This is a genomic window from Streptomyces sp. NPDC023527 (assembly GCF_055560115.1).
The window spans coordinates 222,553-236,059 of sequence record NZ_JBVHJJ010000002.1; the positions used below are offsets into that span (position 1 = coordinate 222,553).

Consider the following 13,507-nt stretch of genomic DNA (forward strand, 5'->3'; position numbering starts at 1 on the left):
GTCAGCGGCGCGGCCGGTGGCGCGCGCCGACACCGCTCTGCGGTGATGCGACGACAGCACGACCCTTGGACGGGCGGTGCCCCGGAGCGGTTCCCGCGCGGGGCGCGCTTCAGCCGTGCGCGCGCCGCATGCCGCCGAGCCGGGTGGGCAGCCGCCGCGTCAGCAGGCGGGCGCGCGGGGCCAGCCGCCGGGCCATCGCGAACACCGACTCCGTACGGGAGCGGTCGGCGTCCAGCACCGTGAAGAGGTTGACGCCGAGATAGAAGGTGATCGCGGCATTGGCCAGGTCGCGCGGCGGGGTGAGCCGGGCGAGCGGGGTGCCCCCGATGACGCGCTCCAGCGTCTCCTCGACGAACCCGATCCACGGCTCGGCCCGCGCCCGGATCTCCTCCCGCAGCTCCGGCTTGGCGACGGCGGCCGCGACCAGCTCGGAGAACAGCGTCAGGTGCCCGGCGTCGATGTCGTGCCGGTAGACGAGGGTGCCCGCCTCGACGAGGTCCTCCAGCGTGCGGCAGCCGGCGACGGACTCGGCGAGCAGCGCCATCCGCTCGGCGGAGGTCCGGTCCAGTGCGGCGAACAGCAGCGGGTCGACCCCCCCGAAGTGATAGAAGACCAGCGCCGAGTTGACCCCGGCCTCCTTGGCGATCGTCCGCGCGCTGGACTTGTTGTACCCCTGCGTCCGCAGTACGGTCCCCGCCGCGCTGATCAGCCGTTCCTTGGTGTCCACCGTCATCTCAGCCCTCTCGCCAAGGCGATCATACGGTTTGACCGACTGTTCAAACCGCCTGATCAACGCCTCGGTCGGGCCGGTGCGGAGGTGCGTCGTGGGGCTCAGGCGGCCCCGGCGCCGGCGATCAGGCCCAGCAGGTATTCGCGCCCCGGCCCCGCCAGCTGCTGGAAGTCGGTCGCCTGGGGGTACCAGCGCTTCTCGTACTCCCAGCACAGCCAGCCGTCCCAGCCGCCCTGGCAGAGGGTCCGTACGCAGTCGGGCAGCGGCAGCGTCCCGGAGCCCAGTTGCAGCGGGGTGGTGTCCTCGGCCGACGCGATGTCCTTGACCTGCACATAGCCCAGGTGGGGGGAGAGCGCGGGGAAGCTGACGGCCGGCGTCTCGCCGCCGAGCCAGGTGTGCAGGACGTCCCAGAGCGCGCCGACGTTCGGGTGGCCCACGGGGCCCAGGATGCGGGCGGCGTCGCGGGCCCGGCGGTGGGAGTCGTGGGTCTCCAGCAGGATGTGGACGCCCAGGTCGGCGGCGAGCGGCGCGACGGCGCCCAGCCGGCGGGCGGCGGTCGCGTCGGCCTCCGCCTCGGGCCGCTCGCCGCCGCCGGGGAAGACCCGTACGTACCGGGCCCCGAGGTCGCCCGCGAGCCGTACGAGGCCGGTCAGCTCGCCGAGGACGCTCTCGTCGTCCTCGGGGGCGGCCACGCGCGCGTACCCGGCGACGGACAGGATCTCCAGCCCCGCCGCCGTGAACTCCCGGGCCGTCGTGGCCCGCTCGCCCGGGCCGCTGTCCAGGCGGACGGGTTCCTCCGGGTGGGCCCGCAGTTCGACGCCGTCGTAGCCGTGTTCGCGGGCGAGCCGCGCCACGTCCGGCAGGGGCAGTCCGGGCACACCGAGGGTGGAGAAGGCGAGTTTCATGGGGACCGGGTTCCCCGGGGGCGGGCGGGAAATGCTTCCTGTACGGCAGAAGGGGGTCCAAAGGATGACGGGCACGCGAACCAGGACCGTGCGGATCGCCATGGGCGGCGTCACCGGGCGCATGGGCCACCGCCAGCACCTCGTCCGCTCCGTCCTCGCCCTGCGCGAGGAGGGCGGCCTCGACCTGGGCGACGGCACCCGGCTGTGGCCGGAGCCGGTGCTCGTGGGGCGCGACGCGGGCAGGACCGGGGCGCTCGCCCGGCGCCACGGCCTCGCCCACTGGTCCACGGACCTCGACACCGTCCTCGCCGACCCGGCCGTCGAGATCTACTTCGACGCCCAGATCACCGCCGCCCGCGAGGACGCCCTGCGCAAGGCCATCGCCGCCGGGAAGCACGTCTACTGCGAGAAGCCGACCGCTTCGGACATCGGCGGCGCGATGGACCTCTACGAACGCGCCCGCGCGGCCGGCGTCAAACACGGCGTCGTCCAGGACAAGCTCTTCCTCCCCGGCATCCGCAAGCTCAAGCGCCTCGTCGACGGCGGCTTCTTCGGCCGGATCCTCTCCATCCGCGGGGAGTTCGGCTACTGGGTCTTCGAGGGCGACTGGCAGAGCGCGCAGCGCCCCTCATGGAACTACCGCGACGAGGACGACGGCATCACCACCGACATGTTCCCGCACTGGGAGTACGTCCTGCGCGAGCTCTTCGGTCCCGTCACGTCCGTACAGGCCCACACCGCCACCCACATACCGCGCCGCTGGGACGAGCGCGGCAAGCCCTACGACGCCCGTGCCGACGACGCCGTCTACGCGATCCTGGAGCTGGAGAGCGGCGCCGTCGCCCAGCTCAACTCCTCCTGGGCGGTGCGCGTCCACCGCGACGAGCTGCTGGAGCTCCAGGTCGACGGCACCGAGGGCTCGGCCGTCGCCGGGCTGCGGCGCTGCCGGGCGCAGCACCGCTCGGTCACGCCCAGGCCCGTATGGGATCCCGACGTGCCCGCCTCCGAGGACTTCCGCGCGCAGTGGCAGGAGGTGCCCGACAACGACCACGACGACGGCGTCAACGCCTTCAAGGCGCAGTGGGAGCTGTTCCTGCGCCATGTGGCCCTGGACGAGCCCTGGCACCACGACCTCCTCGCGGGCGCCAGGGGCGTACGGCTCGCCCGCCTGGCCCGTACGTCCGCCCGGGAGGGCCGCAGGATGGAGCTGCGGGTGAGCGGCCCGTGATCCGGCTGCCCGACCCCTCAGGGGCGCTGCGCCCGTACGAGCCCCGGTGCCTGCCCGTGGAGCTCAGCGTCGAGGGCATGCCGCCCATGGCCCGTACGGTCTTCGCCGCCGCCCACATCGTCGCCGACCCCTTCGGCGACACCACCCCCTACGGCCCCGCCGCACTCGACTGGGACGCGACGCTCGCCTTCCGCCGCCACCTGTGGGCGCACGGCCTGGGGGTCGCCGAGGCCATGGACACCGCCCAGCGCGGCGCGGGCCTGGACTGGCCGGGCGCCGCCGAGCTCGTCCGGCGCACGGCCGCCGAGGCGCGGGCCGTCGGCGGTCGCCTCGTCTGCGGAGCCGGTACGGACCAGCTCGCGCCCCCGTACGGCACCCTCGCGGACGTCGCCACCGCCTATGAGGAGCAGCTGGCGCACGTGGAGGCGCACGGCGCGCGGGCGGTCGTGCTGGCCTCCCGCGCCCTCGCGGCCATCGCCACCGGGCCGGACGACTACCGCAAGGTCTACGGCGAGCTGCTGCGGCAGACGTCCCGGCCCGTGATCCTGCACTGGCTGGGCCCGATGTTCGACCCGGCCCTGGAGGGCTATTGGGGCAGCACCGACCTGGACGCGGCCGGCGAGACCCTGCTCGCCATCGTCGCCGACCGGCCGGACAAGGTCGACGGGGTGAAGATCTCGCTGCTGGACCCGGAGCGCGAGCGCGCCCTGCGCCGCCGCCTGCCCGCCCGGGTGCGCTGCTACACGGGCGACGACTTCCACTACCCCGAGCTCATCGCGGGCGACGCCCACGGCCACAGCGACGCCCTGCTCGGCGTCTTCGACCCGCTGGGCCCGCTGGCCGCCCACGCCGCCCGCCTGCTCGACTCCGGCGGCCGGCACGGCTTCCGGGCGCTCCTGGACCCCACGGTCGCCCTGGCCCGGCACCTGTTCGAGCCGCCGACCCACTGCTACAAGACGGGCATCGTGCTGCTGGCCTGGCTCGCCGGCCACCAGGACCACTTCACGATGGCCGGCGGCGGGCACGCCGCGCGCTCCCTGCCGCATCTGGCCCGCGCCTACGAACTGGCCGACGGCCTCGGCCTGTTCCGCGACCCGCCGCTGGCCGAGGCCCGGATGGCGCGGCTGCTGGCCGTGCACGGGATCGGCCCGTGACGGGCCTGGAGCGCTTCAGCCTCAACCAGCAGACCGTCCGGCAGTGGTCGCTGCCGGAGCTGGCGGCGGGCTGCGCGGCGGCCGGGGTGCGCCATGTGGGCCTGTGGCGCGAGCCCGTACGGCGGTATGGTCCGGCGGCCGCGGCCCGGCTCGTACGCGATGCCGGGCTGGCCGTCAGCAGCCTGTGCCGCGGCGGCTTCCTGACCGCCTCCGACCCGGCCGCGCGGGCCACGGCCCTGGCGGACAACCGCGCGGCCGTCGAGGAGGCGGCCGAGCTCGGCACCGGCACCCTCGTCCTGGTCGCGGGCGGCCTGCCGCCGGGCGACCGTGACCTGGCCGGCGCCCGTGAGCGCGTCGCGGAGGCGCTGGCCGAGCTGGGCCCGTACGCGGCGCGCCACGGCGTGCGGCTCGCGATCGAACCGCTGCACCCGATGTACGCCTCCGACCGCTGCGTCGTCTCGACGCTCCGTCAGGCGCTGGACCTGGCCGAGCGGTTCCCCGCCGGGCAGGTGGGCGTCGTGGTGGACACCTACCACCTGTGGTGGGACGACACGGTGGCCGAGCAGCTCGTACGGGCCGGGGCCGGCGGCCGGATCGCGGCCTTCCAGCTCGCCGACTGGGTCACGCCGCTGCCCGAGGGGGCGCTGCTGGGCCGGGGGCTGCCCGGTGACGGCTGCGTGGACCTGCGGTGGTTCCGCGAGCGGGTCGACGCCGCGGGCTTTTCCGGGCCCGTCGAGACCGAGATCTTCCATCCCGGGCTGTGGGAGCGCGACGGCGCCGAGGTCCTCGCGGAGGCCCTGGATCGTTACCGCAGGTACGTACTGGAGGTACCAGTGGTAACGGAGGGGCTCCTGTTTCCACTGAAGGTAACGGAATGATAACCCCTTGAAAGCGGTGCAACCCTTTGCCGGGGAAGTGGGTCGTACTGGACATCGGGCTTCCTGGGGAGGGATCCGGGGGGATTCAAGGAAGCCGGTTTTGGGGGGTACCCGAGGGGCCTGGTCGTCGGACCAGGCCCCTCGATTTTTCTCCCGCGCCGCGCTGGGCGCGATGAGTTGTCCTCCCCCAGCTACCGCTGGGAGGTGCCCCCATCCCCGAACGCCTGTCGCACCCCGGCGGTACCGTCGGGACATGGCGAACATGGCAGTGGTGGAAGGGGTCCTGGAGCGGATCACCTACGCCAATGAGGAGAGCGGCTATACGGTCGCCCGCGTCGACACCGGCCGCGGCGGCGGCGACCTGCTCACGGTCGTCGGCTCGCTGCTCGGGGCGCAGCCGGGGGAGTCGCTGCGCATGGAGGGCCGCTGGGGCTCCCACCCCCAGTACGGCCGCCAGTTCACCGTCGAGAACTACACGACGCTGCTGCCCGCCACCATCCAGGGCATCCGCCGCTATCTCGGATCCGGCCTGATCAAGGGCATCGGCCCGCGCATCGCCGACCGCATCACCGAGCACTTCGGCACGGACACCCTGGACGTCATCGAGAAGGAGCCCAAGCGCCTGATCGAGGTGCCCGGCCTGGGCCCCAAGCGGACGAAGATGATCGGTGCCGCCTGGGAGGAACAGAAGGCCATCAAGGAGGTCATGGTCTTCCTCCAGGGCGTCGGCGTCTCCACCTCCATCGCCGTGCGGATCTACAAGAAATACGGCGACTCCTCCATCTCCGTCACCCGCAACCAGCCCTACCGGCTGGCCTCCGACGTATGGGGCATCGGCTTCCTCACCGCCGACCGCATCGCCCAGTCCGTCGGCATCCCGCACGACAGCCCCGACCGCGTCAAGGCCGGTCTGCAGTACGCCCTCTCCCAGTCCACGGACCAGGGGCACTGCTTCCTCCCCGAGGAGAAGCTGATCGCCGACGCCGTCAAGCTCCTCCAGGTCGACACCGGGCTCGTCATCGACTGCCTCGGCGAACTGGCCGCCGACGAGGAGGGTGTGGTGCGCGAGAGCGTCCCGGGCCCCGAGGGCGGCGAGCCCGTCACCGCCGTCTATCTCGTCCCCTTCCACCGGGCCGAGCTCTCCCTCGCCGCCCAGCTGACGCGGCTGCTGCGCACCGAGGAGGACCGCCTCGCCGTCTTCCGCGACGTCGAGTGGGACAAGGCCCTGGCCTGGCTCGCCGACCGTACGGGCGCCGAGCTCGCCCCCGAGCAGCAGCAGGCGGTGCGGCTCGCGCTCTCCCGGAAGGTCGCGGTGCTCACCGGCGGCCCCGGCTGCGGCAAGTCCTTCACCGTGCGGTCCGTCGTGGAGCTGGCCCGTGCCAAGAAGGCCAAGGTGGTGCTGGCCGCGCCCACGGGCCGGGCGGCGAAGCGGCTCTCCGAGCTGACGGGCGCCGAGGCGTCCACCGTGCACCGGCTCCTGGAGCTCAAACCCGGCGGGGACGCCGCCTATGACAAGGACCGGCCGCTGGACGCCGATCTGGTGGTCGTCGACGAGGCGTCCATGCTCGACCTGCTGCTGGCCAACAAGCTCGCCAAGGCCGTGCCGCCCGGCGCCCATCTGCTGCTCGTCGGCGATGTGGACCAGCTGCCGTCGGTCGGCGCCGGCGAGGTGCTGCGCGACCTCCTCGCCCCCGGCGGTCCCGTCCCGGCCGTCCGGCTCACCCGGATCTTCCGGCAGGCCCAGCAGTCCGGCGTGGTCACCAATGCGCACCGCATCAACTCCGGGGTGCCGCCCATCACTCAGGGGATGACGGATTTCTTCCTCTTCCCCGAGGAGGACACCGAGGAGGCGGGCCGCCTCACCGTGGACGTGGCGGCGCGGCGCATCCCGGCGAAGTTCGGGCTCGACCCGCGCCGCGACATCCAGGTGCTGGCCCCCATGCACCGCGGCCCGGCCGGCGCCGGCACCCTCAACGGCCTGCTCCAGCAGGCCATCACGCCCGCCCGGCCCGACCTGCCGGAGCGGCGCTTCGGCGGCCGGGTCTTCCGCGTCGGCGACAAGGTCACCCAGATCCGCAACAACTACGAGAAGGGCGAGAACGGCGTCTTCAACGGCACGGTGGGCGTGGTCACCGCCCTGGACACCGTGGAACAGCGGCTGACCGTGCGCACCGACGAGGACGAGGAGGTCGGTTACGACTTCGACGAACTCGACGAGCTGGCCCACGCCTACGCGGTGACCATCCACCGCTCGCAGGGCAGCGAGTACCCCGCGGTAGTGATCCCGGTCACCACCGGCGCCTGGATGATGCTCCAGCGCAATCTCCTCTATACCGCCGTTACTCGGGCGAAACGCCTCGTGGTGCTGGTCGGCTCCCGCAAGGCCCTCGGCCAGGCCGTGCGCACCGTTTCCGCGGGCCGCAGGTGCACGGCCCTGGATCACCGGCTCGGGAGAGGGGTCGCGAGTTGAGGTTCCGGACCGGTGGGGAAGGGGAGGGGAAGGGAAAACCGAGGTGGCATTCGTCTCTCAGCGGTTTACCAACCGGGGCGAACGGGGCAGTATGGCCAGGCTGGGCGGCACTGAGTGCCGCCTTTAGGCCCTATGGCCGACCCCGAGTGCACGTGCATCGTCCAAATGGGGGAAGGTAGGGGTAGTCAGGGCACCTCGAAGAAGAGGCACAACGTCGGTGAGGGATGACGTGAGCGACAACTCTGTAGTACTGCGGTACGGGGACGGCGAATACACCTACCCGGTGGTCGACAGCACCGTCGGCGACAAGGGCTTCGATATCGGCAAGCTCCGCGCCCAGACCGGGCTGGTGACCCTGGACTCCGGTTACGGCAACACCGCCGCGTACAAATCCGCGATCACCTACCTCGATGGCGAGCAGGGCATCCTGCGCTACCGGGGTTATCCGATCGAGCAGCTCGCCGAGCGCAGCACGTTCCTGGAGACGGCTTACCTGCTGATCAACGGCGAGCTGCCGTCCGCGGACGAGCTGTCCTTCTTCAAGGGTGAGATCACCCACCACACGCTGCTGCACGAGGACGTCAAGCGCTTCTACGACGGCTTCCCCCGTGACGCCCACCCGATGGCCATGCTGTCGTCCGTGGTCAGCGCCCTGTCGACGTTCTACCAGGACAGCCACAACCCGTTCGACGAGCAGCAGCGCCACCTGTCGACGATCCGGCTGCTCGCCAAGCTGCCGACGATCGCCGCGTACGCCTACAAGAAGTCGGTCGGCCACCCGGTGGTCTACCCGCGCAACGACCTCGGCTATGTCGAGAACTTCCTGCGCATGACCTTCTCGGTGCCGGCCGCGGAGTACGACCTGGACCCGGTCGTCGTCAACGCCCTCGACAAGCTGCTGATCCTGCACGCGGACCACGAGCAGAACTGCTCGACCTCCACCGTGCGCCTGGTCGGCTCCTCGCAGGCGAACATGTTCGCCTCGATCTCCGCCGGCATCAGCGCCCTGTGGGGCCCGCTGCACGGTGGCGCCAACCAGTCGGTGCTGGAGATGCTGGAAGGCATCAAGGCCAACGGCGGCGATGTCGACTCCTTCATCCGCAAGGTGAAGAACAAGGAGGACGGCGTCCGCCTGATGGGCTTCGGGCACCGCGTCTACAAGAGCTTCGACCCCCGGGCGAAGATCATCAAGGCGGCGGCGCACGATGTCCTCTCGGCGCTCGGCAAGTCCGACGAGCTGCTGGACATCGCGCTCAAGCTGGAGGAGCACGCGCTCTCCGACGACTACTTCGTCTCGCGCAACCTCTACCCCAACGTGGACTTCTACACCGGTCTGATCTACCGGGCCATGGGCTTCCCGACCGAGATGTTCACCGTGCTCTTCGCGCTCGGCCGCCTTCCCGGCTGGATCGCCCAGTGGCACGAGATGATCAAGGAGCCCGGTTCGCGCATCGGCCGTCCGCGCCAGATCTACACCGGCGTCGTCGAGCGCGACCTTCCGGTCGAGCGCGCCTGACCCTCGGTGCAGGGCAAGCCCGCGCAGTAGTCCCAAGCGCACGAAAAGCGCCCCGCCGCCAATCCCCCCACGGGTTGGAGCGGGGCGCTTTCCGTTCCCCGGATTCGGATTCCCCCCACGGGATCCGGCCGGGAGCCGCGGTGCGCGGTGCCGACGCGATCTGCCGGGACGCGTACGTACGGGAGGGCCGCTCAAAGCTCCCCGGGTACGTGCCCCGGCCACGCGTGGCCGGTACCGTCCCCCAAGACGATCCAGCACTGCCTGGTTAGACCCTCGACCCCCCACAATGGTTACGTTCGGATGCCTGTGATCTAGGTCTCTTGCCATAAGGGGACGTAGGAGGGCAAGACCCCGAACGTGTGGGTGTTGTGTCTCTTTTATGGGCTACGCGAAGGTCCGCAGCCGCAGACTGTTGGTCACGACGAACACCGAAGAGAAGGCCATCGCCGCCCCCGCGATCATCGGGTTGAGCAGGCCGGCCGCCGCGAGCGGCAGGGCGGCCACGTTGTAGCCGAAGGCCCAGAAGAGATTGCCCTTGATGGTCGTGAGTGTCCGGCGTGCGAGCCGGATCGCGTCCGCCGCCACCCGCAGATCGCCGCGTACGAGCGTGAGGTCGCCCGCCTCGATGGCCGCGTCCGTGCCGGTCCCCATGGCCAGCCCCAGGTCCGCCGTGGCCAGGGCGGCCGCGTCATTGACGCCGTCGCCGACCATCGCGACCGTACGGCCCTCGGCGCGCAGCCGCTCCACGACCGCCACCTTGTCCTGCGGCAGCACCTCGGCGATCACCTCGTCGATCCCCACCTCGCGGGCCACCGACTCGGCCACCGCGCGGTTGTCGCCGGTCAGCAGCACCGGCCGCAGGCCCAGCGCCCGCAGCTCGGCCACCGCCCGCGCGCTGGTCGCCTTGACGGTGTCCGCGACCGAGATGACACCCCGTGCCTCCTTGTCCCAGGCCACGGCCACCGCGGTGCGGCCCCCGGCCCGGGCCGCCGCCAGGGCGTCCGCCAGCTCGCCCGGCAGCTCGACGCCCGCGTCGGCGAGCAGCGACTCGCGCCCCACCAGCACCTCGTGGCCCTCGACCCGGCCCCGGACGCCCAGGCCCGCGACGCTCTCGAAGTGCTCGACGGGCGGCAGGTCGCCGGTCCGCTCGGCGGCACCGGCCGCGACGGCGCGGGCCACCGGGTGCTCGGAGGCGTGCTCCACCGCCCCGGCGAGCCGCAGCAGCTCGCGCTCGCCCACTCCGGGCGCTGTGACCACGTCCCGCAGTCCCATCCGGCCGGTCGTCACCGTCCCGGTCTTGTCCAGGACGACGGTGTCCACCCGCCGCGTGGACTCCAACACCTCCGGCCCCTTGATCAGGATGCCGAGCTGCGCGCCCCGGCCCGTACCGACCATCAGGGCCGTCGGGGTGGCCAGGCCGAGCGCGCACGGGCAGGCGATGATCAGCACGGCGACGGAGGCGGTGAACGCGGCCGTCACGTCGCCCGTGGCCAGCAGCCAGCCGGCCAGGGTGCCGAGCGCGATGAGGATCACGACGGGCACGAAGACGCCGGAGATCCGGTCGGCGAGGCGTTGCACCTCGGCCTTGCCGCTCTGGGCGTCCTCGACGAGCTTCGCCATCCGGGCCAGCTGGGTGTCGGAGCCGACGCGGGTGGCCTCGACGACCAGGCGCCCGGAGACGTTCACGGTCGCGCCGGCCACGGTGTCGCCCGCGGCCACGTCCACCGGCACCGACTCGCCGGTCAGCATCGAGGCGTCCACGGCCGACGAGCCCTCGACCACCCGGCCGTCCGTGGCGATCTTCTCCCCGGGCCGCACGACGAAGTGGTCACCGACCGCCAGCCGGGAGACCGGAACGCGCTCCTCCCGGCCGCCGCGCACCACCGTCACCTCCTTGGCGCCCAGCTCCAGCAGCGCCCGCAGCGCCGCGCCCGCCTTGCGCTTGGAGCGCGCCTCCAGCCAGCGCCCGGCGAGGATGAACGTCGTCACCCCCGCCGCGGCCTCCAGATAGATCGCCGACGAGCCGTCCGTGCGCGAGACGGTGAGCGAGAAGGCGTGCCGCATGTGGGGCATGCCGGCCGTGCCCAGGAACAGCGCCCACAGCGACCAGCCGAGCGCCGCGAGGGTACCGATCGACACGAGGGTGTCCATCGTGGCGGCGCCGTGCCGGGCGTTGGTCCACGCGGCCCGATGGAAGGGGAGCGCGCCCCAGACCACGACGGGCGCGGCCAGGGTCAGCGACAGCCACTGCCAGTTGTCGAACTGGAACGCCGGGACCATCGACATCAGCACCACCGGGACGGACAGCGCCAGCGAGACCGCCAGCCGCTGCCGCAGCCCGGCCGCCTCCCCGCCGCCGTCGTGCTCCGGTGCGCCGTCCGGCTCGGGCGCGGCGACGGGGGGCGGCTCGGCGGTGTAGCCCGTTCTCTCCACGGTGGCGACGAGGTCGGCGATCGCCACGCCTTCGCCGAAGGCGATCCGGGCCTTCTCGGTGGCGAAGTTGACGGTCGCCGAGACGCCGTCCATCCGGTTGAGCTTCTTCTCGACGCGGGCGGCGCACGAGGCACAGGTCATCCCGCCGATGGTCAGTTCGACCTCGGTGGGGGCCGGCGCCGTCCGGGCGGTGGCAGTGCTGTTCATGCGTGTTCCCGGCGGAAAGGAGGGCTGGGGCGGGCTGGGGCGGGCTGGGGTCAGGCGCGGCCGGTGAGTTCGTAGCCCGCCTCGTCCACGGCGGCGCGGACGGCCTCGTCGTCCAGCGGGGCGGTGGCGGTGACGGTGACCTCACCGGTCGAGGCCACGGCCTTGACGGAGCTGACGCCGTCGAGGGCCGACAGCTCGCTGGTCACCGCGGACTCGCAGTGGCCGCAGGTCATGCCGGTCACCTTGTAGACGGTGGTGGAGGTGCTCATCGGTGTACTCCTCGGTAGGTCGTGTGTTGTCCTCTGCAAGCGGCAACAGCTTACCCCCTAGGGGTATTCCCGGCCGAGGTGTCGAAGAGGCGAATCCATCGAGGGGGCGGGTTCGAGGAGGCGGTCGGCGCGCCCGACCGGAAAAGCCCGACGCCACCGAGGGGATACCCCCTCGGTGGCGTCGGGCCGTCGAGCGTGCGTACCGCCGTGTCTCAGCGGTGGCTCGGGAACCCCAGGTCGACCGCGCTGTCCGCCGGGTCCGGCCACCGCGTGGTGACGACCTTGCCGCGCGTATAGAAGTGGACGCCGTCGTTCCCGTAGATGTGGTGGTCGCCGAAGAGGGAGTCCTTCCAGCCGCCGAAGGAGTGGTAGCCGACCGGAACCGGGATGGGCACGTTGATGCCCACCATGCCCGCCTCCACCTCCAGTTGGAAGCGGCGGGCCGCGCCGCCGTCGCGGGTGAAGATGGCGGTGCCGTTGCCCCAGGGCGAGCCGTTGATCAGGGCGAGGCCCTCCTCGTACGTCTCCGCGCGCAGGACGCACAGCACCGGTCCGAAGATCTCGTCGCGGTAGGCGTCCGCGTCGGTGGGGACCTTGTCCAGCAGGGACAGGCCGATCCAGTGGCCGTTCTCGTGGCCCTCGACCGTGAAGCCCGTGCCGTCGAGGACGACCTCCGAACCCTGCGCGGCCGCGCCCGCCACGTACGAGGCCACCTTGTCGCGGTGGGCGGCGGTGATCAGGGGGCCCATCTCGGACGTCGGGTCGTCACCGGGGCCGATCTTGATCTTCTCGGCCCGGTCTCGGATCTTCGCGACCAGCTCGTCGCCCGCGTCACCGACCGCGACGACCGCCGAGACGGCCATGCAGCGCTCGCCGGCCGAGCCGTACGCCGCGGAGACGGCCGCGTCCGCGGCGGCGTCGAGGTCGGCATCGGGCAGGACCAGCATGTGGTTCTTCGCGCCGCCGAGGGCCTGGACGCGCTTGCCGTTGGCGGTGCCGGTGGTGAAGATGTGGCGGGCGATCGGCGTCGAGCCGACGAAGGACACCGCCGCGACGTCCGGGTGCTCCAGGAGGCGGTCCACGGCCACCTTGTCGCCGTTGACGACGTTGAGCACGCCGTCCGGGAGACCGGCCTCCGCGGCCAGCTCGGCGAGGAGGAACGCCGCCGAGGGGTCCTTCTCGCTGGGCTTGAGGACGAAGGTGTTGCCGCAGGCGATGGCCAGCGGGAACATCCACATCGGCACCATGGCCGGGAAGTTGAACGGCGTGATGCCCGCGACGACGCCGAGCGGCTGCCGGATCGCGGCGACGTCCACCCCGCCGGAGACCTGCGTGGACAGCTCGCCCTTGAGCTGTGCGGTGATCCCGCAGGCCAGCTCGACGATCTCCAGACCGCGGGCGACCTCGCCCAGCGCGTCGGAGTGCACCTTGCCGTGCTCGGCGGTGATCAGCCGGGCGAGCTCGTCGCGGTGGGCGTCGAGCAGGGCGCGGTACTTGAACAGCACGCTCGTGCGGGCGGCCAGCGAGGAGGTGCCCCACGTCGCGTACGCCGCCTTCGCGGCGGCCACGGCGGCGTCGACCTCCTCGGCCGAGGCGAACGCGACCCGCGTGGTCCGCGCACCGGTGGCCGGATCGGTCACCGGCCCGTACGTGCCGGAGGTGCCCTCGACGGCCTTGCCGTCGATCCAGTGGTTGACGGTCCTCATGCTGCGGCCTC

Annotated in this window: 10 protein-coding genes; 5 read left to right on the forward strand and 5 right to left on the reverse strand. The window is 72.2% G+C overall.

The genetic code is table 11. The features are described from left to right. Positions 1 to 109: 109 nt before the first annotated feature. Both ACZ303_RS04535 and ACZ303_RS04540 read right to left on the reverse strand, forming a co-directional pair. Complete coding sequence (locus ACZ303_RS04535) at positions 110 to 733, reverse strand: TetR/AcrR family transcriptional regulator (RefSeq protein ID WP_467334967.1); 624 nt, start codon at positions 731 to 733, stop codon at positions 110 to 112. A gap of 98 nt (positions 734 to 831) precedes the next feature. Then, entirely contained in the window at positions 832 to 1,635 is an 804-nt protein-coding gene (locus ACZ303_RS04540; RefSeq protein WP_467334969.1) for a sugar phosphate isomerase/epimerase family protein, read from the reverse strand. A gap of 64 nt (positions 1,636 to 1,699) precedes the next feature. On the opposite strand from ACZ303_RS04540, the gene ACZ303_RS04545 reads away from it, so the two are divergent. From ACZ303_RS04545 to ACZ303_RS04565, 5 genes are all read left to right on the forward strand, one after another. Further along, entirely contained in the window at positions 1,700 to 2,863 is a 1,164-nt protein-coding gene (locus tag ACZ303_RS04545; RefSeq protein WP_467334971.1) for a Gfo/Idh/MocA family protein, read from the forward strand. Beyond that, positions 2,860 to 4,017 (forward strand): dihydrodipicolinate synthase family protein, encoded by a 1,158-nt coding sequence (locus ACZ303_RS04550; RefSeq protein ID WP_467334972.1) that lies wholly within the window; start codon positions 2,860 to 2,862, stop codon positions 4,015 to 4,017. The genes ACZ303_RS04545 and ACZ303_RS04550 overlap by 4 nt, the downstream gene beginning before the upstream one ends. Then, complete coding sequence (locus tag ACZ303_RS04555; RefSeq protein WP_467334974.1) at positions 4,014 to 4,895, forward strand: sugar phosphate isomerase/epimerase family protein; 882 nt, start codon at positions 4,014 to 4,016, stop codon at positions 4,893 to 4,895. The genes ACZ303_RS04550 and ACZ303_RS04555 overlap by 4 nt, the downstream gene beginning before the upstream one ends. A 253-nt stretch (positions 4,896 to 5,148) precedes the next feature. Then, positions 5,149 to 7,365 carry an SF1B family DNA helicase RecD2 gene (gene recD2, locus ACZ303_RS04560; RefSeq protein WP_467334976.1) on the forward strand — a complete coding sequence of 739 codons (2,217 nt, stop codon included), beginning with the start codon at positions 5,149 to 5,151 and terminating at the stop codon, positions 7,363 to 7,365. A gap of 229 nt (positions 7,366 to 7,594) precedes the next feature. Next, entirely contained in the window at positions 7,595 to 8,881 is a 1,287-nt protein-coding gene (locus tag ACZ303_RS04565; protein ID WP_467334978.1) for a citrate synthase, read from the forward strand. Between the two features lie 384 nt (positions 8,882 to 9,265). On the opposite strand, the gene ACZ303_RS04570 is transcribed toward ACZ303_RS04565, so the two are convergent. The 3 genes from ACZ303_RS04570 to mmsA form a co-directional block, all read right to left on the reverse strand. Further along, positions 9,266 to 11,521, reverse strand: a complete 2,256-nt coding sequence (locus tag ACZ303_RS04570; RefSeq protein WP_467334980.1) for a heavy metal translocating P-type ATPase — start codon at positions 11,519 to 11,521, stop codon at positions 9,266 to 9,268. Between the two features lie 50 nt (positions 11,522 to 11,571). Continuing rightward, positions 11,572 to 11,790, reverse strand: coding sequence for a heavy-metal-associated domain-containing protein (locus ACZ303_RS04575; RefSeq protein ID WP_215082076.1), 219 nt, complete (start codon positions 11,788 to 11,790; stop codon positions 11,572 to 11,574). A 212-nt stretch (positions 11,791 to 12,002) separates the two neighbouring features. Then, positions 12,003 to 13,496, reverse strand: coding sequence for a CoA-acylating methylmalonate-semialdehyde dehydrogenase (mmsA, locus tag ACZ303_RS04580; protein WP_467334984.1), 1,494 nt, complete (start codon positions 13,494 to 13,496; stop codon positions 12,003 to 12,005). Positions 13,497 to 13,507: the final 11 nt, after the last annotated feature.

What these genes read in the sequence shown, in the direction of transcription:
- ACZ303_RS04535 (WP_467334967.1), bottom strand. Translation starts at nt 733, where the DNA reads ATGACGGTGGACACCAAGGAACGGCTGATCAGCGCGGCGGGGACCGTA.
- ACZ303_RS04540 (WP_467334969.1), bottom strand. Translation starts at nt 1,635, where the DNA reads ATGAAACTCGCCTTCTCCACCCTCGGTGTGCCCGGACTGCCCCTGCCG.
- ACZ303_RS04545 (WP_467334971.1), top strand. Translation starts at nt 1,700, where the DNA reads ATGACGGGCACGCGAACCAGGACCGTGCGGATCGCCATGGGCGGCGTC.
- recD2 (WP_467334976.1), top strand. Translation starts at nt 5,149, where the DNA reads ATGGCGAACATGGCAGTGGTGGAAGGGGTCCTGGAGCGGATCACCTAC.
- ACZ303_RS04570 (WP_467334980.1), bottom strand. Translation starts at nt 11,521, where the DNA reads ATGAACAGCACTGCCACCGCCCGGACGGCGCCGGCCCCCACCGAGGTC.
- ACZ303_RS04575 (WP_215082076.1), bottom strand. Translation starts at nt 11,790, where the DNA reads ATGAGCACCTCCACCACCGTCTACAAGGTGACCGGCATGACCTGCGGC.
- mmsA (WP_467334984.1), bottom strand. Translation starts at nt 13,496, where the DNA reads ATGAGGACCGTCAACCACTGGATCGACGGCAAGGCCGTCGAGGGCACC.